Source organism: Streptomyces montanus, from assembly GCF_005786655.1.
In the GTDB taxonomy this organism is placed as follows: Bacteria; Actinomycetota; Actinomycetes; order Streptomycetales; family Streptomycetaceae; genus Streptomyces; species Streptomyces sporangiiformans.
The window spans coordinates 73,578-96,157 of record NZ_VBZC01000010.1; the positions used below are offsets into that span (position 1 = coordinate 73,578).

Sequence of the window (22,580 nt, forward strand, 5' to 3'; positions counted from 1 at the left end):
GGCATTCGAGACCGACTCTGAATCCATTCGATAAGGGATCGGAAAAGCGAAGCCGGCACGCAGGGCCTGCACCGGACATGAAGAAGCCGGTGCCCAGATCGCCCGGCACCGGCTTCTCACTCCCAGATCAGATGCAATGCATCAGACCGTCTTGATCTTGCCGGAGGGGAGCATCGAATCCGACATGTCCACGAACTTCCAGCCCTCGGCCGCCATCCGCGCCGCGCTGTCGACGCGAACCCGACCCATGTAAGCGCAGTAGCCGGCCTCGCCGAGGATGACCTTGTCGCCCTGGATGCCGAGCACCACGAGAGTGTGGCCGGCGGGGGTGCTGCCCGGGGCGGAGCCCACCGAGTAGGCCGTCGGAGTCGAGGACATCTGCTTGCCGGTCACCCTGGCAATCGTGTACGCCGTCTCCTTGCCGTCACCGGCCGGGTAGGTCTGGAACGTCGTGTACTTGTTCACGAAGTAGGTCGAGAACGATGTGCAGTTCTGCGCGTGATTACTCCCGCACGAGCCAGGACCACCTTGGTCGCCGTAGCGGTCGTCGAGGAACTTGTCGCCCTCCTTGTTGAAGAGGTCTACGAGGGCCTGAGCCTCTTCCTGGGTCATCCCGCCGTCCTTCAATGAGACAGAAGTACCGCCCTTGGTACTGCAGTTGCCCAGGATCGTGTTGATGCCGTTGCCGATGTTCTCGATGATCCCGCCGACGATGTTCTTGACCCCGCCCACGATCGAGCTGTCGACCGACCAGCCGCTCATCTTGCCGAACCACATCTCGGCGTTGTCACCTCGTGCGGTGAGCCCCGCCGCGCCGTCAGTCGAGCGCTCCCAGTTCTCGTGGAAGTGCAGCGCGGCCGCACGCGGGGAGCCCTGCGACGTCTTGAGCATGTCCTTGAAGACCGTGACATCGCCCGGATTGTCCCCGTCGACCATGAAGGCCAGCTGGGCCTTGATCGTGAACCAGTCGATGCCCTTGCTCTTCGCGTATTGGCGCAGCAGCGTGTTGCGGCCGAACGTCCACTGCCCGAGACCGATGCCGTTGTCCGTGTTCTGTGCGGCGCTGGCCTTCCTGGCGGTCATGGCATACGTCCCCGTGGGGAAGTTCTGCACGCTCGTCGGGTCGATCCCGGACTCCTGCGACCAGTTGCCGAGGATGCCCGCGATGTTCTCCTTCGGCATCCCCCAGCTGCTGAGTACCGAGTAGATCTCCTTGGCGTTCTTTTCCACGTCCGCCGGGACGGTGGCCCCGGAACCGTTGCCGACGCTACCCGCGTTGACGACGCACGCCGTCCCGTTCGCGTCGATGCTGCCCTCGGTCAGCGCCGTCGAGTTGAGGACGCCGGTCAAGACCGTGCCCAACAGGGCCACGGTGGCGGTCATCGCGACCGCGCCCGACATGGCTGCCGCTACAGAGGTCGTCGTCGCCGTAACGGTGACGCCCAGGACCGCGCCGGCCCCCTTGGCTATAAAGCTGCCGATCGCCATGAACGGCGCAGCGATCGCATGACCGACCGCCTTGGCGATGTTGACGATGAGCGTCCACAGCAGCTTCCCTGCGTTGACGGCCATCGCCATGGCGGCGAAGAACATGGACTTCAACCAGTTCAGGAAGGCCATGGCCATGACCACGCCCATGGCCGGCGGAGCAGCAGCCGCGCCACCGCCGACGGCGACGCCCTTGGCCGCCTTCGAGCCCAGGCCCTCGTCGTCTTTCGACGCACCGCGCTCGTAGCCCGTGCCGCCGGCACCCAGCTCGCGCTGGTCGGCCGGCTTGGCGTCCGGGCTGCCGCCGGTGACCTTGGACACGCCCTTGACCGCGTCTTGGGCCCCCTCGACGCCGACGTTCTTCGCTGTGCCAACGGCGGCTCCCGGAAGCCCGCCAGCCTGTGCGCCGGCCACGGCACCGGAGACGGCAGCTCCTGCGTAACGCCCGGCGTTACGGCGAGTCGCGCTGCTGCCGTCTCCCTCGATCGCCTTCTGGGCCGCGCCTCCGGCCATGTTCCCGGCGACGCCGTTCATGCCCTGCTTGATCTTCGACCCGGCATTCGCGGCACCGGCCGCCTTGCCTGCGGTCTCTGCGGTGTCTGCCGCATCCGGCATCTTCGGCGCAGTGTTCGCCGCGCCAGAAGGACCAGAAGAAGCAGCTCCCGGCCCCGGGAGCTGCTTGGGCACGCTGGCCTTGCCCTCGGGAGGCTTCTCGATGCCCTCCTCGGGGCCGAGGCTCTTGGTCCCGCGACCTTGCCGGGGCATCGCCTGACTCACCGACGTGCTCGGCTGGTCCTTCGTCGTCCCCTTCCTGGGACTCCGATTTGGCTTGTCGGTGGCCATGTCGTTTTCCTTTCCGGATCAACGCCAGGTAGCGGGATGCGTCACTTCCTCGCCGCACTCAATGGAGAGTGGTGAGGAAGTCCTTGTCGTCGCGAATGGTGCTGTTGGACTGCACGTCCCGCAGACTCACGTCCAGTCGGAGCAGGTCGAGCGATAGATCGGACTCGTACTGCGACTTGTTCCGGGAGTAGTTCTGATACGCCTGTGAAAGGTTGTTCATGATGTTCATGAGCGGGCGCATCGTCACGTCAGAGGACTGGTAGTCCTTGGTGAGGCTGGTGCCGTCCGAGAGGATCCACTGCATGTCCGAGATCTGCTGGCTCGTCGGATCCGAGCCCTCGTCACGCTTCTTGGTGAAGAACTGGGCATAGCTCTGACCGGCCGGCACCAGGGCGTCGAGGTAGCCGTCGTAGACGTTGCCTGCACGCCAGTTGAGGTCGAAGCCGCCCGGGACGACGTGCTTGGTCTGCAGCGCCAGCGTCGAGACGCCGTCCTTGGCCGCAGCCGCGGAGACGCCCGTGATCTTGTCGGTGGCAATCGAGACCGGAACGGTCGGCGGACGCAGGAACAGGCCGTCGATCTTCGTCGTCTGCAGGTCGGAGGTGTACGACTGAATCTGCGTCAGATTCGTGCGCATCTCGACGAGCTTCTGGTCCAGGGCGTCCCTGGCCTCGGCCTCCATCTCCTTGAGCGCGACCTCGTAGTAGGCCTGCGCAGGGTCGAAGGTCAGAGCGTCGAGCGCCGCGATCTTCTGGACCCCGGACGCGCCGGGGTTGAAAAAGACCCGCCACTGGTCGTACTTGGAGAAGGTCTCGTCGCCGGCCAGCTTGCCGCTGCTGTGCGCCTGCTCCGCTCCGGGCGTGGTGAGTTCGGCGTTCGCACGGACCGTCAGGTTCAACACCTGACGGTCGAAGGGCCGGTCGGCGTTCAGGAGGACCCCGACGTAGCCGGTCGAACCGAAGGCGTAGAAGGAGCCCTTGATCCCGCTGGTGCTGACCGGCTCGCTGTTCAGCGAGGTGTCCGACCCGAGCAGGAACGCCCTGTAGTCCGCGGCGTTGTACGAGATCTGAGCGGTCGGACTGAAGTGCATCATCACGAGCGCCTTGTTGCCGCTCTTGTTGGTGTAGATCCCGTCGACGGTGCCGTCGAGATTCGTCTTCGACGTCTTGAAGTCGCTGGTGTACAGCGCCGTCTGCGACAGCGAGTCACGCCCCGCCTGGTACGCCGAGACCCCCGATGCGCCGATCACGATCGCGCCCGTGACCGCGAAGACGCCGAAGAACACCCCAAAACGCTCGATCGCGTGGTGCGAGTCGAGCTTGAACTTCCTGCTGAAGGCCAGCGCCTTGTCCTTGATCCCCATGTTCTGCTCTCTTTCGTGCCTGCACCGTGCTGCGGGCCCGGATATGGCGAACCGGGCCGGAGGAGGCCTTGCACCTCAACCGACCCGGTTCGCTCGACGCCTCTGTCCCCGGTCGTGTGCGCGGTCTGTGACGGCCTCTTACTTGGAAGGGCCACTCAGGAACCTGCTGAACTGATCGACGTTCTGGACGATCACCGTGCCGCCGCCGAGGTCCGTGATGGTCTGCTGGCCGCCGGAACCGACCGTCGAGATCAGCGACCACCCGCCGGTGCCCAGGGCTCCGCCGACGAGAATGAGGAGCGCGATCGTGCCCCAGCTCTGCTGATGACCCGCGGACTGCGGGTTGGCCATCAACTTCTTGACCAGGAGCACACCGCCCCAGACCAGGCCGACAGCACCGAGCAGCATGAGCAGAAGACCACCCCAGAGCTGAATCTGGGACTTGGCGTTCTGCAGGAAGCTGGTCAGGTCCCAGGCTGCACTCGGCAGGGAGGCCTGTGTGAGGACGGCTGCCTCGTAGATCTTCGTCATGGTTCTTTCCTCTCGCCTTTCGAATCATTCGGTGGCATGACAGTGAGTCACAAGGCAACAAGCGCAGCTCGCCCGCCCGGACGGGCAGTGATAGAAGCCGGAGTGGTCGGTGACATGCTGTCGACTTCCCCGCTGGCTCGTATACGTGCGCATCCGCAGTGACTAATCTACCCCATTCAAATGACTAGTCACAGGGGCATACGAAAGGGTCTATCGATAAAGAGCAGAAAAGGACTCGGAAACGAGGCGAATCGGCATCACGACGCGCGACCGCAGGGCCGTGGCGGACGCCTGTGGAATCCGCAGTGCGAGATGTGTAATGTGCCGCTCCAGCACTGCTGCGGCGCTGGCCTGCTCGATTTCGAGGCGGGCCACCCTCACGCACCCCGTCGATCGCGATCTTGACCAGGAAGTGCCAAACCGCCATGAACCCACTGCCCGGGGACCTTTTCGCCCGCCGACTTCGTCAAGAACGCGAACGCCTCGGCATCAGCCAGGCAGAGCTGGCACGCCGTATGGCCGCACTGCTCGGCACGAACGTCGACTCCACCGCCATCACGCGCATCGAGCAGCAGACCCGCGCGGTCAGGCTCGACGAGGCGGTCACCGCTGCCGAGGCTCTCGGGGTCCCTCTGGTCACACTGGTCAGCGACAACTACGCCCGCGAGAACGAGGCTGAGATCCAGAACCAGCTCGCTAAGCTCGCCCTTGCCGAGCAGGAATGGGAGAGACTGCGCCAGGAGATCCACCGGATCACCCAGACCATCCAGCAGCTCTCCGCCGAGCGGGAGGCCTTCCGCTCTCACGCGCTGGACGTCAACCCTGAAACCGCCGGCGACTACGAGCTCGACCCTGAGACCCAGGCCGCTCTCGACGCCCGGATGCGTGATGTCCGCAACAACTCGGCCGGAGAGGTCACAGACCCAGGCGCATGACGCTGTTGCGGGCGGCTGGGTTGAACTCCCGGTCGTAGTCGTCCACCGTCTCGGGTTTCCGTCACCGGCCGGCCCGCATGATCTCCTCGGTGCTCGCGCCGTTCCGCCTTGCCTGAGTGACGTGACCAGCTCGCAGACTGTGGAAGCCGTACGCCGACGGATCCATCCTCAAGGCCGCCGAGGAGGGGCCGTGGCCGAAGGCGAAGGACTGGCAGGTCCAGGACCTCGACACCGACTTCTTCGGCACCACGCTGCAGCAGCTCGTGGACGCGTACGACGAGCAGTTCACCGGCACCCCGCAGTTCCGCTACGGCGGCCGGCAGTACGACCCGCCAGGCCGATGCCGTTGCCGATCGTTCGGGCGATGCCGCCGGCCTCGTCCACGACGATCGGGAACTTCGGGGTGCCGTGGATGCCGTGCATCGACGCCGAAGCCCGCCGGGACTATCGTCCGTTTGTACAGCGGGATCGCGTCGACAATCTCGCGCTGCTTGCTCCGGAGCGACTCGCCAAGGACGTCCTTGATGAAACCGCTCGGGGAGTCGGCCCACAGGCCGTACAGGGAGCCGGTCTCCCGCTAGACCTCGGTGACGATCTGCGCCTGGTCGGCGTGCCCGAACTGACGGAACGCCTCGCGGCGGATCGGGACGGGGGCGTCGAGCAGCTGGGCGGCGAGGCTGCCGGCCTCCTTGGAACGTACGCCGGAACGCTGCTCCTTGGAGGCGACAGCCGCCGCCGCGACGACGGTGCGGGACGTGGGTGCGGCAGGCGTGGCGCGCCCGTGCCGCCCGGTACTGTCTAGTGTCTCGGGCTCCCGGCTGGTGAGGGCCTGGTGGTCATAGGGTGGCCGGCCCGCCGCAGTAGTGCGCTCACCGTGGGGCGATGGTTGCCGACCAGCCGCTGCGCTTGAGGTGACAGGTGCCGTCCGGGTCGATGCGCACCGCGGCGCCGGAGACAGGTAGATCACCGTCGATGACGAGCCAGGTGCGGATACGGTCCAGCTCGTCCCACAGGCGGCGGGGGCCGCCCTGCTGGACGGTGGGCAGCTCCCGGCGTCCGGATGCTTCGGCGCGGGCCCAGGAGCCGTCCGGGTGCAGCATGTAGGCGGTGCGGGTGCCGTCCTTGCCCACGTCCATGCGGTGCTCGATGCCGGGAACCGTGAGTTCGAGGGTGGAGCGCACATCCCACGTGTCGCTCACCCGCATCACCGGATAGCGGCCCGTGGTGACGCTCTCGCCTTCTGCGTTCTGCGCGGTCTCCCACAGGCCGGCGTTGTCGGGGGCGGGGGGGTAGTCGTCGCCGTGGCGCACGCTCATGAACGACGCCTTGTCGTTGGCGATGAAGCCGTGTGCGCCGCCGTCCTTCGTCTTGTCGGCGACGAGGATGAGCCCGGTGTCGGTGATGGTTGTGACCAGCCGTCCGCCTGGGCGCAGTGCGGTCAGCCAGGAGGGCGGGATGGGCCGCACCGACACGGTGGACACGATGCGGTCGACCTGGTCGGGTAGAGACTTCGTGATGTCGCAGACGGTGGTGTGCGGGTGCAGTCCGATGCTGCTGAGGCGGTCGGCTGCGGCTTGGACGAGGTAGTCGTCGATGTCGACGCTGATCACCTGCTTGTCGCCGAGCCGGCGGCAGGCGAGGGCGGTGCCATAGCCAGTTCCGGTCGTCACCAGCATCCGGGAGTCGTCGCCGGGCATCGCGTGCCGGTACATGGTGACGACGAGAGTGGGCAGGGTCGAGGAGGACGTCGGCCACGTTCCGTACGGGATGACCGTGCCCAGTTCTGCGTGATCGGCGTGCAGGGTTCCCAGGCGGGTCACGAGCGTGTCGTTGCTGTAAGCCGCTTTGAGCCATGCGTCGGGGTCGTCGGTGCCACGGCGGACCACCCGGCCGTTTGTGCCCCGTTCCCACCAGTGCGGAACAAAGATGTGCCGGGGCGTCGAGGTGACCGGGCCCCACCAGGGCGATTCCGGGCGCAGGTGTTGGTCGTCAGCCAGACGACGCGCGTGGGCCTCCCAGTCCAGGCCGATGTCACTCATCATCGGCCGGCCCGCACGGGCCGCTGTTGTCCGGCCCGCAGGCCGAGTCGTCGTTCGGGGCACAGTCCGGCGGGCAGAGGGTAGCGTCGAGACGGTGGGGGATGCTGGCCGCCACCTCGGCCCACCGGTCACTGCCCAGTACCGAAGCCAGGGACACGTCCTTGACGCTGCCCGCGGTCAGGAACCGACCGATCTCGCACGGTGCTACTTGCCCGTTGGGAAGGACCGCAGCTTTCTGATTGGCGCATTGCCCGCACAGGGATGACACGGACGGCAGCACGGTGCCCGCCGCGTTGCCGACGGCGCGTACCTGGCTGACTCGGACCTTGTGGACGCCGAGGGCCTGCAACTCGGCGCGCGCCTGCTCAGCGCGCTCGGGGTCGCCTCCGTCCAGGACTGCGACGGTCAGCCGGATGCCGCGTCGTACGGCCTCGACGACGTTGGCACGCGTCGCCGTGTGTGACCCGGTTCGCCCAGTGACCTCGTCGTGCTCGGTGGCGACGGTGCTGTGGTAGGTCGCCGCCAGGCTCACGTTGGGGTGCTCGAACAGTCGCCAGTGCTCTTCGCGGACCCGGAGGAGGTTGGTGTAGACGCGGATGCGGAGGCCTGCGTCGATTCCCCGCTGGAGCATCCGGGCGAACGCGGGGTGCATGGTGGGTTCGCCGCCGATGATCTGGATGCTCTCGACGCCGAGGGCGACGGCTTCGTCGATGATCCTGTTCCAGTCGTCGTCGGTCATGCTGCCGTGATCCCGCTTCGGCCCGGACTTGGCGTAGCAAAGCGACGGGCAGGACAGTTGACAGCGGCCGGTGATCTCCAGTGACAGGAACCGCAGTTTGGTGGGGGCCTCCGGAGCAATCGTCATGCCCCGAGAGTAGAGGTCGGCGCATACAACCCGGGTGGTTTTGGGCCTACTTGATGTGCGCGACGTGATGGCCTTCCACGACTGGCCGGATGTTGCGGCCCCCGTCCGGTCTCGTACCTCCGCCTCCGCGGGGAGGGTGCGGGGCGGCGCGTGATCGGGGACGGGGGGGGCAGTCCGCTCCGTCCGCCGGCGTGCGCGGCGTACTTGTCGTCGCCGACTGAACAGTCGGGCGTGACGGTCGAACCGTCCACTGAACTCTTTCGTGCGCAACTGAACGATCCACTGCGGCTCAACAAAGCCACCCCGAAGACGGGCGGAGCGGGGCAGACATTGGCAGGAGATTGGCGCTGACAGCACTACCGGAGTAAATAGCTAATTTACTCCGGTGATTGGGTAGGCTCCTGATCATGACGGCGGTGGCTGCGGACCCGTGCGGCGTCACGCTCGACGAAGCGTGTCGCGAATGGCTGGACGAGAGATTTGGCGACAAGCCGGGCACGTACCGGCAATACGAACTCACCCTGCGGCGCGTGAGCGCCTTCCTCGGCGCCGGCGAGCGCGACCTCGCCATAGTCTCGGGGCAGGACTACTTCCGGGCACTGAAGGCCTTGTGGGGCCAGCGCGCGGCCGCCACGTGGAACGCGAACCGGGCGGCCGTCTCCTCGTTCCTGAAGTGGGTGCGGGTGCTGGCCGAGTACGCCGACGTGAAGCTACCGCCACGGTGTACGTCGCGCACCGTCGACCAGGACGACACGAAGGCCGTTGACCGCGAGGACCTGGACGTGCTGTGGGAGCCGGAGACGGCCCCGCTGCGCGAGCGGGCCCTGTGGCGGTCGATGTACGACTCCAGCTCCCGTGCGAAGGCCCTGCTGAAGCTGAACATCCCCGACTTCGACCCGAAGCGGCGCCGGGCCCGCGTGCGCGTCAAGGGCGGCGGGATCAAGTGGCTGCACTTCGGGGAGCTGAGCACCGCCCTGCTGGTCGAGCTGATCGGCGATCGCACCGAGGGGCCCATCTTCCTCACCGACGTGAGGCCGTGGAACTGGCGGGACCGCGACCGCGCCGACCGGGGCCCCGGCGACCGGTGCCGCCTGTCGTACAACCGGGCCGAGGAGATCTTCAAGGCGACCACCACGGCGCTCGGCTTCTCCGGCGACGAGGTCACCTTCGAGTTCCTGACCCTGCACCAGCTCCGGCACTCGCGGCTGACGCACCTGTCGGAGGACGGCACCGACACGCCGATGCTCCAGCAGATCAGCAACCACAAGGACCCGCGGACCCTGCACCGCCGGTACACGAAGCCGTCCAGCGCGGCCGTCGCCCGGCACCTGGCCGCCATCGACAAGAAGGATGTCGAGCGGCGCCGCTCGATGTCCCGTCAGCGCCCCGCGCAGGCGCGGCCGCGTACCCGCGCAACGCGTCTCAAGTCCCGGCCGATACGGCGCTAAGGGGGAGAGGCGTCGGCGGCTCCCGGCAGTCTGTGTCGGCCCCGAGCCGCTCCCATCTCGAACACCAGCTGCGCGGCTCTGGTCTTGCTCAGGACCGGCGTGAACCGGGCTCCGGAATGGAACCAGTGCGCGCCCGGTCGGCAGCGCGAGCAGTAACGGATCATGGTGGCGCCGCCCCTGCGCTGGGCATCGGTTCACTCGCGCCTGCTGCTGACACAGGCGCGGCGGTGCGCTCGAAAGAGACGGACGGAGACACGGTTGCCCTCATCGGGCGCGTCGAGGACGTAGATCCGGTCAACGAGAAGGCCATTGTCGACGAGGAGGTCTTCCCACAACGTCGGTGAGAGTGTCCAGATCTGGACGGTCAGTGGGTCGCCGCCAGCCAGCGGCAGCACTTCCCGGCGTGGAGCGACGCTCGGTGAGGGGCCGCGGCCGTCGGAATTCGTGTGCAGGACGGAGAAGGCGAGGCGGCCACCGGGCTTCAGTGCGTTGCAAAGAGCGGGGAGAAGGCGGTGTGGGTCGATATAGGCGACGCCGTGGACGGAGTAGATCACGTCGTAGGGCTCAGCCTGCTTGAGGTGTTCGACAGCGTCGGCGTGGATCAGGTTGAGACCGGGCAGGCTGCCGTACCGGGCGACGGCGCGCTCGTGTTGGGTGGGTGAGGACTCGACGGCGTCCACCATGGCGTTGTGCTCGCGCACCAGGTAGGCGGCGAACTTGCCTAGCCCGGAGCCGAGGTCGAGTACGCGTCGGCCGGAGAGGTCGCCGAGGACTTCGGCGCCGGGCCCGCTGGGCCAGAATCCCCAGGTGAGGCGGTCGACGTCGGCAACTTCTGTTCCTCGCCGGAGGTGATGCTGGCCGTAGACCGTCCAGGCGCGCGTGTTCGCCGCTTCGTGCTCTGAACTGTGCATGCTGCTCCTGGTCAGGCGTTGAGGGAGGGGGAAGGGGGCCTTGACGAGTCCCGTCGCGGCAACCACCTTGTGGGGACCGTCCGTCAGTCTGCGCTCGATGCCGGCGACAGCCGCCCCGGCCGATCCCTCACCCGAGTCAGCAGGAGCAGGGGGTCCCGGCGAAGAGGACAGCGGGGCCGCGTCCGTGATGGGCGAGTGAACCCGCCACAGCACACGCCAGTCCGCGCCGTCTACTGCCATCGCGGCAAGCCCCACCGGCGCAGGCCCTCCATCGTCGCCACCGGCTCACCGTAGCCAACGCCCGCCGCGCGGAGGCAGGGAATGAGCACACGAGGCCGCCAGGCGCAGGAGAAGACAAACTGTCTTTCCGTCTGTTTTGCCGACTCGAGGAGTCCGCACGGGCGTGTCGGTCCGTGCTCCTCGCGACGGACGGCGTGAGGGTACGTACGATCGAACATGACCGCACATCCCGCAATTGCGGCTCTACCGTCACTCAGAGTGGCGGCAACCCGCGCCAGCCTGCGAGCGAGGCGCCGGTTCTCCATACGGTCTAGGCTCGTAGTCATGGGAATCGACTGGGAGAACATGCTCGGCACAAGCGGCAACGGCCTCAACGATGCCTACGACAGAGCGGTCTCCGCGGTCATCTACAGCGAGGACCCGGGGGACGACCGTCGGCTACTCCCAGTCGGCGAAGAGCACGACGATGCAGACGGCCTGCGCTGACCTGAGCGCACACACGAAAACGCCCCGGTGAGCCGGGGAGTTTTCGTTGCACTCGTATCAGGGGCCAGCCAGGAGGCGGCCGAGCTCGGCCTTGCGCTCCTCGGGGACCTCCGGCCAGTTGGCGACGAGCTTCGCCGCCAACACGTCGAGGTCTTCCTCGACCTGCCCATCGGAACGAGAAGCGTCGACCGGCTCGACAGACGGAAGCAGGTCCGACTCGCGGATCTTCAGTGTCGATGGAGCCGACATCGGAGACCTCTCGTTCATCGCTGAGATGTCTCGTGCGTCCGCGCCCTGCGCGGCGAGCTCCGATCGAGTCCGTCCCTCGTCCCGTGACCCTTGCGGGTCTAACGGTCTGGCATCTGCCTGGATCGGCAGCACCATCGGGTGCTGCCTTGATCCCCAGACTACTTGATTGCCCTGCGATTGCAACAGGTGGCAATGCGGTTGCTGCGATTTTCGCACCGATTCTGACTCGCTGTGCGCCGTGCGGTCAACGTGGACGGCGCGCCGGCCAGCCGCGCTGGTGCAGGCCGGTGACCTGGGGCAAAGCCGGAAGAAAGGATTTCGAACTATCGCGGCCCAGCCCGGAATTGGGCGCCCGCCAAGGTGGCTTGAAGTGCCGTCTGGCCCGGGCGCCGACCGGAGCGGCGCACCTGCGAACGGACCCACAGGCGGCTGGCATCAGCACCTTCGAGGTTGGCGTCCGCGCTGGTGTCATCCGCGTACTCCGCGCCGCACCCAGGGGATCGTTCGGTCCGTTCGACGGTTCGGCCTGCGACAGCCCCGTGGCGCCGCGCGCCCGTGCCCAGCGGCGAGGTGACCGCTCCGCCTGGCACCTCGGGGAGGTCGTGAAGTCCCTCGATGGCTTCCCGGTGATCGCCGTGGGAAAGACACGCTGGTGCGCTCAAATCGCCCGGGAGAATCTGCGGCCGGGGAGTCGTAGGGCGCCGGGGTGACGGACCGGGCGGAGGGCCCGGAGGACGGCTGGTGGAGGCCGCGGGCTGCAGCGTCATGCCGCTGATCGTGCCCTCGTGCGATGGCGGCATCTCGATCTGTTCACGTCACGTTATGGATTGCGCCACTGCTGCATCACGTGAAGTACTTCTGGACCTGCTGCGGGCGATACGCTTTCGGGGGTCGCGCGGCCGCGGTGGACGGTTGGTGCGACGGTCCTCCCGGTTGCCCCCCGTGCCGCGCATGGTGGGCCGCCTTGGCGCCGAAATCGAACGATAGGGACAACGGTGAGCAGGGAAGAAGCAGCCGCCAAACGTGCTGTCGACGTCGTGGTGCTCACCATGAACGACCGGGATCGCGAGTTCCGCGACGCGATGGACTCCGTCCTCGCGCAGCAGGGCGTTGATCTGCGTCTGGTGATCGTCGGCAATGGCGTTCGGCCCGACTATGTCCCGGACGGAGTGCAAAGCGTCACACTCCCAACGAACACAGGCATCCCGGAGGGCCGGAATGTCGGCACTGAAGCCCTGGCCTGCGGGAACGCCGAGTTCGTGCTGTTCTTCGACAACGACGCGGTCCTTCCTGACCCGCACACGCTCACGCGGCTGATCGAGGAGTTCGACCGCCACCCGGACGCCGCCTACGTGCAGCCGCGTATCGCCGACCCGACGACGGGCGAGACGCTCGGTCGGTGGGTTCCGCGGCTGCGCTCGGGTGACGCGCGCCGCTCGGGCGTGGTGACGGTGATGGCCGAGGGGATCGTGCTCGTACGCCGGACTGACTTCGCCGCGGCAGGCGGCTGGCCTGGGCATTTCTTCCTCTTCCACGAGGGTGTGGACCTGTCGTGGCGGCTGTGGGATCTCGGCCGGGTCGGCTGGTACGCCGGCGGCATTGAGGTGCACCATCCCGCGACGAATCCGGCCCGGCACAAGCCGTTCTACCGGATGGTGGCCCGCAACCGGGTTTGGGTGGCCCTGCGCCGTCTGCCGGCCCCGCTGGTGCCGGTCTATTTGGCGGTCTGGGTCGTGCTCAGCGTGTACCGGTTCCGCACGTCGGGCAGTCTCGGGGTCTGGTTCCGTGGGTTCGCGGAAGGCCTGCGGGGCGGGCACGGCGAGCGTCGGCCGATGTCGTGGCGCACGGTGTGGCGGCTGACGCGCGCCGGACGGCCCCCGATCGTCTGACTAGGCTGATCGAACGGAGTCAGGCTCCGCGCGGATCACGGTCAGCCCACGGTGGCGATGCGCTCGCGCAGATCGCGGACGGCCGCAATGTGCTGGTGCCCGTACATGGCCCGGGCGAGGTCCTGGAGGGGTGCCACTGTGCGGTGGGAGCTGATCTGGTCGGTGAGATCAAGGGCCTGGTGCGCGGTGCTGCAGGCCGCCTCGAGGTGACCTTGCTGCAGCTGGGCATCGGCCTGGCGGGCAAGGTAGAGGGCGTGGGTGCGTACGGCGCTCCCGTCGAAGGCCTTCGCGGCGGCGGCGAAGGTGGCCTCGGCGTCCTGGGCACGTCCCATGGTCAGCTGGCTGGAGGCGCGGGAGCCCTGGAACTCGCTGTGGTCGAACCAGTAAGCCCACTCCGGCTCCTCGCCGGGGCTCAGGTCAGCCTGGTGCAGATGCCGTTCGGCCTGGTCAAGGTCGGACCAGCAACCCGGGGCCTTCAGATGCGAGCGGGCTCGGGCACGCCGGGCGTACACCAGAGCCTCGACGCGGGGCGCTGCCCTGCCCCGTACCGCGCCGAGCGCGGTGGAGGCCAAGGTCTCCGCATCGGTGGGCCGGTCACAGTTGTACGCGGCGGCGGCCCAGAAGGTCAGGATGTGCGCACCCAGTGCCGGGTCGTCGGCGCTGTGCGCGGCGTGCAGGGCGGCCTGGAAGACCCGGTCGTCGCACACGCCGTCGACGTCGAACATGGCCCAGGCGCGCATCCGCTCCAGGTCGGCGGCGGCGCCGAACAACCGCCGCTCGTGGGCCAGGGAGTAACTGCGGTTCTCCAACAGGTCGGTGACGACGTCCTTAACGGCCGTAGTCTGGCTGAGTAGAGTGCCGCCGCCGTCTTCGTCGTCGGTCTGGCGCAGTTCGCGCACCCGGCGCTCGATCGCGGTGACCGCGGACGCGCCGATGCGACGTCCGCTGGCGAGTTCGCCGGCTGCTGCCGGGTCGGCCGTGAGCCAGGACAACAGGGAGCTGGTCAGAGCCGCCGAGCTGAAGATGAAGGACCGGCGATGCATGTAGCTACTCCCGACGGTGTCTTTGAGGGCGTCCAGGGCGCCGCGCGGGGTCCAGGGGAAGTCGGCGCACTGCTGAAGAGGATCGAAGTCGAGCCAGTGGGGCCACGGATGGATCGCGACGAGTGCGGGGTCGATGCCGAACAGTTCGGCCAGCAGCCTCTGGGTCAGGCCGTCGGGCCTTCGGCCTTCCTCTTCCCAGCGTAAGACGCCGGACGGGGCCGTTCCCAGAGGCGATCCACGTTCCTTGCTCAACCTCCGCAGGGCACGGGCGAGATCCGGCCGCTTCCAGTTGCGGACCTCACGGGCGTAGATCAGCCGGTAAATCCGTGGCACTGCGCCTCCTGCGTCAGCCTGCGGCCAGAGCGATATCCGGGCGACGGTACCGGCTCGCCCAGGGCCGGGGAAGCCGTCGGGCCAGTGCTCCAACGGTGCTCCTGAGCGCACGCGGAGGGCACGGCCCGCATCGCTTCCGGGCGTCCTTGTCACGCACCACGGTTGGCATCGCCCACTAGGCGCCGAACTGGCCCGGCCGCCTCGCCCGCGAAGCCGGCCCCTCAGTGAACCGCCTGGAAGTCACAGCTGGTTGCTTCGCGATCGGAGACGTCGTCATGTCGATCCTCGCCAGGCCGAACATGGATTTCCGCACCCCTGAGCTGGAGGACCTGGCAGCTCGAGTCATCCCCGAGGATCACTTCGTGCTCCGGGCCGAGGACGCGCGGGACAGCTACTTCACGGACGCCAGCAAGCTCGACGTCAAACAGCTCGCCCACGACCGCTTCCGCACCAGCCCCATGGCCCTGCACGATCACCTGCTCCACACGCTGGACCTGCGCGGCAACGAGGAGCTGCTGGACCTCGGCTGCGGAAATGGCGAGATCCTGGCACGGATCCGGCCTCACCTCGCCGCTGGCCACCTGGTCGGCCTCGACATCGCGCCCGCGATCCTGCAAGCCGCGCGCAAACGTCTGGATGGGGTGGCCACCCCATGCGATTTCGTCGAAGGCAGCGCGGACGACCTGTCGGTTTTCCCGGACCGCAGCTTCGACCGCGTGATGGCCGTCTACATGACCCACTACGTCACCGATCTACCAGCCTGCTTCGCCGAAGTCCGACGTGTCCTGCGACCGGGAGGCCGGTTCCTGCTCACCACCGACCGGCCTGACTCCATGGTCGAGCTGTACGACATCCACTTCGCCGCGCTGCGCGCCATGAACGCCCCGATGCACCTGTTTCGCGCCACCCCCAAGGCCCGGATCTCCCTGGCCAACGGCGCCGAGCAGCTCGACCCGTACTTCGAAACGGTCGACCGTCAGGACTGGCAGGACCAGCTGCAGTTCGCCAAGGCCGACCCCTTCATGGCGTTCTACCGAGCCTGCAACTACCTGTGCGCCGGCAGCAAACCGGGCGACGGCCTGCCGTCAGGATTCTTCGCCGAGCTCGAGGACCGTGTCCGTGACCGCGTCGACGCGGTCATCGACGAGACCGGCTATGTCGCCCTCACCAAGTACACCGGCACCTTCATCTGCTCCTGACCCCCTTACCCGACAGGGAGACTTCCGTGACGCCACAGCCTCACGACGGACTGCACGGCGCCCGCGTTCTGATCACCGGCGGCGCCGGCTTCATCGGCACCGCGATCCGCCAGACTCTGGACCAGGCCGGGGCCACCTGTGCCCTGCTGGACAACCTCAGCGCCTACGGCCCCACCACGCTCACCCTGCTGGGCACCGGCCCCGGCGATCCGCAGCTGACCGTCGGCGACATCTGCGACGAGCACCTCGTCCGCAGCCTGGTCGCCGACGCCGACTACGTCATCCACGCCGCCGCACACTCCACCGTCCACGGGTGCACGACCGATCCGCAGACCGCCTTCCACTCCAACCTCGCCGGCACCGACACGGTCCTGCGCGCTGTCGCGGCCAGTAGCGTGCGCCGCTTCATCCTGCTGTCGACCGCCCAGGTCTATGGCCACGGCGACCCGCATGCCAGCCCGGAGCAGCAAGGTGTCTTCACCGAGGACCAGCTGCTCAACCCGCTCAACCCGTATGCCAACGCCAAGCTGTGGGCCGAGGGCCACACCCGCCAGATCCTCGGCGCGGTCGGCCGGGACTTCACGATCGTGCGGCCCTTCAGCGTCTACGGGCCCGGACAGGTCCCCAAGCCGGGCGCCGCCTCTTGGGTCGTGGCCCAGTTCACCATGTACGCCGCCCTGGGCCAGCAGCTCCTGCTCAACAACGGCGGCCGCCAGGTCCGCGACTTCATCTGCCGCGACGACGTCGCCGCCGCCATCGCGCGCTGCCTGACTGCCCCGGGCGCCGCCGAGCAGATCCTCAACCTCGGCACCGGCACCCAGACGTCCGTCCACGAGGTCGCCGAGCACGTCCGGGCCCACTTCCCGGACGCCGCGATCCTCGACGCTCCCCGCGTCGCGCAGGACCCGCTCGGCGCGTGCGCCGACACCAGCCGCATGGAGACCGTGCTGGGCTGGCGTCCGCATACGACGGTGACGGACGGGATCGCCCGCTACGTGGAGTGGGTGCGCACCACGCCGAACGCGATCCCCGACTGGATGCGCGCGGAGACCAGCGCCAGCCGCATCGATGCCTGGAGCGCCCCCGCTCCGGCCGCCCTGTGACTCGGTGCCGGGCCGGTAGACCTGACGCGCCCGGCCCGGCACCGACCCGCCTTTCTCTGGGAGCCCTTGTGGTGAAGACTTTGCGTACCGCCGTCGTCGGCCTGGGCTGGGCCGGATCCGTCCATGCCCGCACCCTCGCCGCCTTGCCGGGCGTCGCCCTGGTCGCCCTGGCCGACCCCGACCCCGCCCGGCTGGCCGCCTTCCCCGGCCTGCCGACCGTCACCAGCGTCCGGGACCTGCTTCGGATGCGCCTGGACTACTGCGTCGTCGCCACGCCGACCGCCGCCCACGAAGAGTGCGCCCTGGCCCTCGCTGCCGCCGGTGTCCCCGCGTTGATCGAGAAGCCGCTCGCCCCATCGGCCGAAGCGGCTTGGCGCATCAGCGACGCCTTCGAGCAGGCCGGCACCCTCGCAGCCGTCGGACACAGCGAGCGCCACCACGCCCCACTGACCGAGCTCGCCCGCCGCCTGCATGCTGGCGAGTTCGGCGACCTGTGGCAGCTGGCCACCCGTCGCCAGGGCCCCTACTCCGGCCGCGTCCGCGATGTCGGCGTGGCCTTCGATCTGCTCGTGCACGACGTCGACCTCGCTTCCTGGCTCGCCCGACAACCTGTGGAGACGGTCACTGCGGCCGCCTGCGTCATCGCCGGACCCCACGAGGACACGGCGACCGCCACCTCGTATCTGCGCGGCGGGATCCTCGCCCACCACCACGCCGACTGGATCACCCCGTTCAAACACCGCACCCTCCAGGCACACACCGCGACCGGTGTCCTGACCGCCGACACCGTCGCGGGCACCCTCACCCACCACACCAACGCAGCCACCACTATCTCTTCCGGCCTGTTCCCCGGCGTGGTTGCCGGTGACGCGCGCGCGATCGTCCTGCCTGAGCGGGCGGCGCCGTTCACCCTCGAGCACCAACTGATGCGGGACGCGCTGCTCGGCGGTGATGCCGGGGGCCTGGTCACCCTCGGCGAGGGCGCGGCCGCCGTCGCGGCGACCGAGGCCCTGCTGACGGCGGCGCGCACCGGCGCCACCGTCCACGTCCTGAGCCGCCAGCCCGCGCTCACCTGACCGCTGCTCCCACACCCGGTCTTGGAAGGAGGAACACGATGCCCGACCGCGTCCCGCCGTCCTGTCTGCGGGCATTGGCCGCCGCCGGTCTGCTGTCCGACCACCAGGTCATGGACGCGCCGACGCTCGACTGGATCGCCGCGAACGCGCCGCCGGCGGTCCCGGGCGGGCCCGCGCTCGCCGCGGACGAGATCCTGCTGCTCGTCCCCGACGAGACGTGGTTCGCCGAGCCGCGGCTGGCCGACTCCCTCCACGGTGTCCGGCACGGCGCCCGCACGTGCGTCCTCGCCTTCCTGCTGGCCCGCGAGTACCGGCTCGACCGCCAGCACACCGCGGCGCTGTGCACCGCTGCGGCCGTCCACGACTGCCAGCGGCACGACGACCGCGCCGACCCGGACCACGGGCAGCGGGGCGCGGCCTGGTTCGCCGAGCACGCCGAGGCCGTCCTGGCCGCCTTCGACCAGGACGTCTCACCTGAACTGCGCGCCGCCGCGGCCACGGCGATCGCCGTGCACAACCTCCCCTACGACGCCTTCTCGCCCGAACACACCGCGGGGTACGAGCGGACGCCGCACCTGGTCGACCTGCTCAAGGCAGCCGACTGTCTGGACCGCTACCGGCTCCCACTCGAGCGATGGTGGCCCGCTCCCGTACGCCTGCGCGTCGAACTGCCCTCCTGGCTGGGGCCTTTCGCGCACAGTCTGGTCGTCCACAGCGAACGCGCCCGCCTCGACGGCGCCGGACACCGCGACGCGCTCAGCCAGGCCCTGGCCACTCTCATTGAGGAGGAGACCCGCCCGTGAGCACCGAATGGGACTATGCACACACCGACTTCGGGGCCCGCACGGCATTCCGGGGCCCGGCCGGGCTCGCCGACAGCCCCGACGACTGGCTCGCCGCCCTGCAAGCCGCTCCGCACGGCCGGCTGCTGCACGACAACACCATGATCGGCACGCTCACCAGCGGCCGGCCGATCCACCTCATGCACACCACCCTCGCACTGGACGCCATCCGTGCCACCGGCGAGCTCTACGGTGCCGCCGGTTGCCTTGTCGGCGCCCTGTACTGCGCCCCGCTCACCCCGGTCACCGGTGGCCTGCGCCCGCACAACCTCGGCGCGTACCTCCTGGAGACCAAGACGGACACGAAGACCCTCGTCTTCGAAATCCGTCCCGAGCAGCCGGCCCCTGCCAAGGGCCTGAACTACCTCCGCCTCGGCGGAATCCACCTGCGCACCTACCGGACCTATCGGTCGTTCCTGATCGAGGCCGAAGACGCCCGGCTCCGGAACGCGGCCGTGCAGCGGGTCCGAGCGGCGGCCGGCATCCTCGACCTGCTGCTCGCCGAGGCCTGCGGCACCCGCACCACATCGGAGACCGTCTTCTTCAACCAACTCGCCGCGGCCGTACCGCAGTTTCCGTTCCTGGGATACCTCTACTTCGAGGCACTCAGCGAGTACCTGCTCCTTCACTCCACCAGCCCCCTCACGCAGGCGTGCGCCGAGCTGGGGGAGATGAACAACCGCCTCTACAAGCAGCTGGCGTTCGCTGCGGTCGCAACCATGGGCCGCCTGTTCGACCTGGCGCGCTTCAACCCCGACCACGCCCAGCTCCTAGACCTGATCCGACAGATCGAGCCCGGCCTCGACCCCGGCGCCACAGCGCACACGCGGCGCCGACTGGCCCACCTGTTCGCGTGCGCTGCTCTCGGCCCGGACCGGGACGCGGCTGCCATCACCTTCCAGGATGCTGCCACCGACTTCGACGCCCTCGCCGGCGCCGCCCCGCAGCTGGCCGGGCAGCTCGTCTTCCGCGAGATGCGGACCCTGCCCCGCTACCCGGCCCTGTTCGCCGTGTTCGAGCAGGCCAAGGCCACCGAGGTGTACGGCTACTGGAACCGCGAGCAGATCGCGGCCCCGTTCAACGGGGTGCTGCCCAAGGGCGAGATCGGCATCAACCTCGCCTTCCCCCACGCGACCTGCACCGCGTGGGTGGCCGAGACCTGCGAGCGCGGTCTGCTCCATCCCACCGAGCAACTCGACCTGATCCTCGTCCCGCGGCTGATGGACCTGCGCGGGACTGCCCTGGGCCGCGCGGCGTTCCCCACCCCGGCCGCACCCGCGCACACCCCGGCCTTGGCCGGAACACCCGCGTAACCCACCCACTCCACTTCACTCCCGGCAAAGGAGCGCCCTGTGCGCATCACCCTACTCGGCGGCGCCGGCTATCTCGGCACCGTCGCCACCCGCCACCTGACCAGCCTCGGACACCACGTCACCGTCGTCGACGGCCTCATCTACCAGCGCGGCGACGACCCCATCCGCATCCTGCCCACCGCCAGCGCCTTCGTGAATGCCGACCTCCGCGATCCCGCCGCCCTGCGGGCGGCAGCCACCGGCGCGGACGCGGTCGTCCACCTCGGCGGCCTGGTCGGCGAGCCCGCCTGCGCCCTCGACGAAACTCTCGCCGTCGAACTCAACTACGCCGCCCCGGTCCTGGCCGCCGAGGCCGCCCGCGCCGCCGACGTCGGCCACTACGTGTTCTTCTCCTCCTGCAGCGTCTACGGCAGCCGCGAGGGAACCGTCGATGAGGACACTGCTCCCAACCCGCTCGGCATCTACGCCCGCACCAAGGTCCTGGCCGAACGCACCCTGGCCGGCCTCATGGACGGGCAGGACCTGACCGTGCTGCGCCTGGCGACTGTGCACGGCCGCTCCCCGCGCCAGCGCCTGGACTCCGTCGCCAACCGCATGACCGCCCAGGCCGTCGCCACCGGCCGGATCCCCCTCAACGGCGGCGGACAGCGGCGCCCGCTGGTCCACGTCGCAGACGTCGCAGACGTCCTCGCCAAAGTCCTCACCGCACCCAGCGGCCACCAGACCTTCAACGTGGGTGCCAACGCAGAGAACTTCACCATCGCCGACATCGCCCGCACCGTCGAGCAGACCGTGCCCGGCACCCGGATCGACCGCGGTCCCGAGCGCGACGAAGCCGACGCCCGCGACTACGACACCCGCTTCGACCGCCTCGCCACCGCCTTCCCCGGCAGCTGCCCCACCACCCTCGCCCACGGGGTACGCGAGGTCGCCGAAGCGGTCGAGTCCAAGGAACTCGACGACCCCGACCTGCCCGAATACGACAACCTCGTCGGCCTGAAGACCTCCCTGGCCGCGGGCCGTATCCACGCGCTCGGCAGCGACGACTGCACCCGGCTGAACGCCGACTACGCGACCACCGACTGGAGCGCCCGATGACCTCAACTCCCGCGCCCACCACCGCCGGACCGCTGCCGTGGAACCAGCCCCTGATCGGCGAGGAGGAGATCGCCGAGGTCGTCGACACCCTCCGCTCCGGCTGGCTGACACACGGCCCCAAAGCCACCCGCCTCGAGCACGCCGTACGCGACGCCCTCTCCGTCGACGACGCCTTCGCGGTGAGCTCCTGCACGGCCGCTCTCCACCTCGCCTTCCTCGCCGCCGGTATCGGCGACGGCGATGAGGTCATCACTCCCAGCCTCACCTTCTGCGCCGCACCCAACGCCCTGCTACGCGAGGGCGCCAGGCCCGTCTTCGTCGACGTCGACCCCGTCACCCTCAACATCACCCCCGAGGCGGCCGAGGCCGCGATCACACCGCGCACCAAAGGGATCGCCGTGATGCACTACGGCGGCCACATGTGCGACATGCAAGCCTTCCGCGCCCTCGCCGACCAGCACGGCCTGCTGCTCATCGAGGACGCCGCCCACGCCCTGTACGCCAGCCGGGACGGACTGCGCGCTGGCAGTGCCGGTGACCTGGCCACCTACAGCTTCTACGCCAACAAGGTCGCGGCCGCCGGCGAAGGAGGCGTCCTCGCCGGCCGCGGCGACCTGCTCCACCAGGCCCGGCTGCTGGGACGGCACGGCATCGACTCCTCCGCCTGGCAGCGGCACGGCAAACGCAACACCGCCGACTACGAGGTCGTGGTGCCCGGCCTGAAGTACGTCATGCCGGACGTGACGGCCGCGATCGCCGCCGTGCAGTACGAGAGGCTGCCCGACTTCACCGCGCGCCGCGCCGCCATCGCCGCCTCCTACACGCAGGCCCTGACCGATCTGCCCGGCCTGACCACCCCCACGGTCCTGCCCGGAGTCCAGCACGGCTGGTTCCTCTACCCGGTGCTCATCGACCCCGCCGACGCGCCTCTCGACCGAGATCAGACAGCCGCCACCCTGCTGCAGCGCCACCAGATCTCCACCAGCGTCCACTTCAAACCGGTGCACACCCTGGGCCCCTACCGGTCTCTGGGCGACCAGACGCTGCCCGTCACCGAGACCGCCGCCGCCCGGCAGCTGTCACTCCCGTGCTACCCGGCCATGACCGACGTGCATGTCGACCACGTCATCACCGCCGTCCGCTCCCTGTGGACGTGACGGCCAGCCGCGCACCGTAGCCCGCGGTCCGGGCGAGCAACAGCGCGTGAGGCGGTGCTCCTCCAATGCTCGTCGCAGCACTCCCGCCGCACCGCCTCAGCGCCTTCCCGCTCTCGCGCGCCCTGCCCA

20 protein-coding genes are annotated in these 22,580 nt (G+C 68.9%); 12 read left to right on the forward strand and 8 right to left on the reverse strand.

What is annotated here, in order from left to right; all coding sequences use genetic code 11:
• Positions 1 to 141: 141 nt before the first annotated feature.
• The 3 genes from FE633_RS11005 to FE633_RS11015 form a co-directional block, all read right to left on the reverse strand.
• Positions 142 to 2,103: a phage tail tip lysozyme gene (locus FE633_RS11005; protein ID WP_138044942.1), complete on the reverse strand. Its 1,962-nt coding sequence runs from the start codon at positions 2,101 to 2,103 to the stop codon at positions 142 to 144.
• Between the two features lie 286 nt (positions 2,104 to 2,389).
• Positions 2,390 to 3,694, reverse strand: a complete 1,305-nt coding sequence (locus FE633_RS11010; RefSeq protein WP_138044943.1) for a hypothetical protein — start codon at positions 3,692 to 3,694, stop codon at positions 2,390 to 2,392.
• 138 nt (positions 3,695 to 3,832) lie between these two features.
• Positions 3,833 to 4,225 (reverse strand): hypothetical protein, encoded by a 393-nt coding sequence (locus FE633_RS11015; RefSeq protein WP_138044944.1) that lies wholly within the window; start codon positions 4,223 to 4,225, stop codon positions 3,833 to 3,835.
• A 425-nt stretch (positions 4,226 to 4,650) separates the two neighbouring features.
• Between FE633_RS11015 and FE633_RS11020 the strand changes: the two genes are divergently transcribed.
• Together FE633_RS11020 and FE633_RS11025 are read left to right on the forward strand one after the other, a co-directional pair.
• Positions 4,651 to 5,160: a helix-turn-helix domain-containing protein gene (locus FE633_RS11020; RefSeq protein ID WP_138044945.1), complete on the forward strand. Its 510-nt coding sequence runs from the start codon at positions 4,651 to 4,653 to the stop codon at positions 5,158 to 5,160.
• Between the two features lie 364 nt (positions 5,161 to 5,524).
• Positions 5,525 to 5,962 carry a hypothetical protein gene (locus tag FE633_RS11025; RefSeq protein ID WP_138044946.1) on the forward strand — a complete coding sequence of 146 codons (438 nt, stop codon included), beginning with the start codon at positions 5,525 to 5,527 and terminating at the stop codon, positions 5,960 to 5,962.
• A gap of 67 nt (positions 5,963 to 6,029) precedes the next feature.
• On the opposite strand, the gene FE633_RS11030 is transcribed toward FE633_RS11025, so the two are convergent.
• Together FE633_RS11030 and FE633_RS11035 are read right to left on the reverse strand one after the other, a co-directional pair.
• A complete protein-coding gene (locus tag FE633_RS11030; RefSeq protein ID WP_138045065.1) occupies positions 6,030 to 7,199 on the reverse strand; it encodes a methyltransferase domain-containing protein in 1,170 nt (389 codons plus the stop codon).
• Positions 7,192 to 8,064, reverse strand: coding sequence for a radical SAM protein (locus tag FE633_RS11035; RefSeq protein WP_138044947.1), 873 nt, complete (start codon positions 8,062 to 8,064; stop codon positions 7,192 to 7,194). Before FE633_RS11035 ends, FE633_RS11030 begins: the two co-directional genes overlap by 8 nt.
• A gap of 407 nt (positions 8,065 to 8,471) precedes the next feature.
• Between FE633_RS11035 and FE633_RS11040 the strand changes: the two genes are divergently transcribed.
• Positions 8,472 to 9,512 carry a tyrosine-type recombinase/integrase gene (locus tag FE633_RS11040; protein WP_138044948.1) on the forward strand — a complete coding sequence of 347 codons (1,041 nt, stop codon included), beginning with the start codon at positions 8,472 to 8,474 and terminating at the stop codon, positions 9,510 to 9,512.
• Between the two features lie 194 nt (positions 9,513 to 9,706).
• On the opposite strand, the gene FE633_RS11045 is transcribed toward FE633_RS11040, so the two are convergent.
• Positions 9,707 to 10,423 carry a class I SAM-dependent methyltransferase gene (locus tag FE633_RS11045; protein WP_138044950.1) on the reverse strand — a complete coding sequence of 239 codons (717 nt, stop codon included), beginning with the start codon at positions 10,421 to 10,423 and terminating at the stop codon, positions 9,707 to 9,709.
• Positions 10,424 to 10,987: 564 nt separating this feature from the next.
• On the opposite strand from FE633_RS11045, the gene FE633_RS47115 reads away from it, so the two are divergent.
• A complete protein-coding gene (locus FE633_RS47115) occupies positions 10,988 to 11,149 on the forward strand; it encodes a hypothetical protein (protein ID WP_171059896.1) in 162 nt (53 codons plus the stop codon).
• 57 nt (positions 11,150 to 11,206) lie between these two features.
• Here the strand turns inward: FE633_RS47115 and FE633_RS11050 are convergent, their stop codons facing one another.
• Entirely contained in the window at positions 11,207 to 11,398 is a 192-nt protein-coding gene (locus FE633_RS11050; RefSeq protein ID WP_138044951.1) for a hypothetical protein, read from the reverse strand.
• Positions 11,399 to 12,393: 995 nt separating this feature from the next.
• Here FE633_RS11050 and FE633_RS11055 point away from each other — a divergent pair.
• Positions 12,394 to 13,287, forward strand: coding sequence for a glycosyltransferase family 2 protein (locus FE633_RS11055; RefSeq protein WP_138044952.1), 894 nt, complete (start codon positions 12,394 to 12,396; stop codon positions 13,285 to 13,287).
• A 41-nt stretch (positions 13,288 to 13,328) separates the two neighbouring features.
• Here FE633_RS11055 and FE633_RS11060 read toward each other — a convergent pair whose 3' ends face one another.
• On the reverse strand, positions 13,329 to 14,663 hold the full coding sequence (locus FE633_RS11060) for a helix-turn-helix domain-containing protein (RefSeq protein ID WP_138044954.1): 1,335 nt from the start codon (positions 14,661 to 14,663) through the stop codon (positions 13,329 to 13,331).
• A 275-nt stretch (positions 14,664 to 14,938) separates the two neighbouring features.
• Between FE633_RS11060 and FE633_RS11065 the strand changes: the two genes are divergently transcribed.
• The 7 genes from FE633_RS11065 (at position 14,939) to FE633_RS11095 (ending at position 22,451) form a co-directional block, all read left to right on the forward strand.
• Positions 14,939 to 15,862 carry a class I SAM-dependent methyltransferase gene (locus tag FE633_RS11065; RefSeq protein WP_138044956.1) on the forward strand — a complete coding sequence of 308 codons (924 nt, stop codon included), beginning with the start codon at positions 14,939 to 14,941 and terminating at the stop codon, positions 15,860 to 15,862.
• 26 nt (positions 15,863 to 15,888) lie between these two features.
• Positions 15,889 to 16,965 (forward strand): NAD-dependent epimerase/dehydratase family protein, encoded by a 1,077-nt coding sequence (locus FE633_RS11070; protein WP_138044958.1) that lies wholly within the window; start codon positions 15,889 to 15,891, stop codon positions 16,963 to 16,965.
• Positions 16,966 to 17,036: 71 nt separating this feature from the next.
• On the forward strand, positions 17,037 to 18,041 hold the full coding sequence (locus FE633_RS11075) for a Gfo/Idh/MocA family protein (protein ID WP_138044960.1): 1,005 nt from the start codon (positions 17,037 to 17,039) through the stop codon (positions 18,039 to 18,041).
• A gap of 38 nt (positions 18,042 to 18,079) precedes the next feature.
• Positions 18,080 to 18,844: a hypothetical protein gene (locus FE633_RS11080; RefSeq protein WP_246113554.1), complete on the forward strand. Its 765-nt coding sequence runs from the start codon at positions 18,080 to 18,082 to the stop codon at positions 18,842 to 18,844.
• Positions 18,841 to 20,196 carry a hypothetical protein gene (locus FE633_RS11085; protein WP_138044961.1) on the forward strand — a complete coding sequence of 452 codons (1,356 nt, stop codon included), beginning with the start codon at positions 18,841 to 18,843 and terminating at the stop codon, positions 20,194 to 20,196. The genes FE633_RS11080 and FE633_RS11085 overlap by 4 nt, the downstream gene beginning before the upstream one ends.
• A 39-nt stretch (positions 20,197 to 20,235) precedes the next feature.
• Entirely contained in the window at positions 20,236 to 21,294 is a 1,059-nt protein-coding gene (locus tag FE633_RS11090) for an NAD-dependent epimerase/dehydratase family protein (RefSeq protein ID WP_138044962.1), read from the forward strand.
• Positions 21,291 to 22,451: a DegT/DnrJ/EryC1/StrS family aminotransferase gene (locus tag FE633_RS11095; protein ID WP_138044963.1), complete on the forward strand. Its 1,161-nt coding sequence runs from the start codon at positions 21,291 to 21,293 to the stop codon at positions 22,449 to 22,451. Before FE633_RS11090 ends, FE633_RS11095 begins: the two co-directional genes overlap by 4 nt.
• Positions 22,452 to 22,580: the final 129 nt, after the last annotated feature.

What these genes read in the sequence shown, in the direction of transcription:
- FE633_RS11025 (WP_138044946.1), top strand. Translation starts at nt 5,525, where the DNA reads ATGCCGCCGGCCTCGTCCACGACGATCGGGAACTTCGGGGTGCCGTGG.
- FE633_RS11045 (WP_138044950.1), bottom strand. Translation starts at nt 10,423, where the DNA reads ATGCACAGTTCAGAGCACGAAGCGGCGAACACGCGCGCCTGGACGGTC.
- FE633_RS47115 (WP_171059896.1), top strand. Translation starts at nt 10,988, where the DNA reads ATGGGAATCGACTGGGAGAACATGCTCGGCACAAGCGGCAACGGCCTC.
- FE633_RS11030 (WP_138045065.1), bottom strand. Translation starts at nt 7,199, where the DNA reads ATGAGTGACATCGGCCTGGACTGGGAGGCCCACGCGCGTCGTCTGGCT.
- FE633_RS11065 (WP_138044956.1), top strand. Translation starts at nt 14,939, where the DNA reads ATGTCGATCCTCGCCAGGCCGAACATGGATTTCCGCACCCCTGAGCTG.
- FE633_RS11010 (WP_138044943.1), bottom strand. Translation starts at nt 3,694, where the DNA reads ATGGGGATCAAGGACAAGGCGCTGGCCTTCAGCAGGAAGTTCAAGCTC.
- FE633_RS11080 (WP_246113554.1), top strand. Translation starts at nt 18,080, where the DNA reads ATGCCCGACCGCGTCCCGCCGTCCTGTCTGCGGGCATTGGCCGCCGCC.
- FE633_RS11050 (WP_138044951.1), bottom strand. Translation starts at nt 11,398, where the DNA reads ATGTCGGCTCCATCGACACTGAAGATCCGCGAGTCGGACCTGCTTCCG.
- FE633_RS11015 (WP_138044944.1), bottom strand. Translation starts at nt 4,225, where the DNA reads ATGACGAAGATCTACGAGGCAGCCGTCCTCACACAGGCCTCCCTGCCG.
- FE633_RS11095 (WP_138044963.1), top strand. Translation starts at nt 21,291, where the DNA reads ATGACCTCAACTCCCGCGCCCACCACCGCCGGACCGCTGCCGTGGAAC.
- FE633_RS11020 (WP_138044945.1), top strand. Translation starts at nt 4,651, where the DNA reads ATGAACCCACTGCCCGGGGACCTTTTCGCCCGCCGACTTCGTCAAGAA.
- FE633_RS11040 (WP_138044948.1), top strand. Translation starts at nt 8,472, where the DNA reads ATGACGGCGGTGGCTGCGGACCCGTGCGGCGTCACGCTCGACGAAGCG.
- FE633_RS11005 (WP_138044942.1), bottom strand. Translation starts at nt 2,103, where the DNA reads ATGCCGGATGCGGCAGACACCGCAGAGACCGCAGGCAAGGCGGCCGGT.
- FE633_RS11035 (WP_138044947.1), bottom strand. Translation starts at nt 8,064, where the DNA reads ATGACGATTGCTCCGGAGGCCCCCACCAAACTGCGGTTCCTGTCACTG.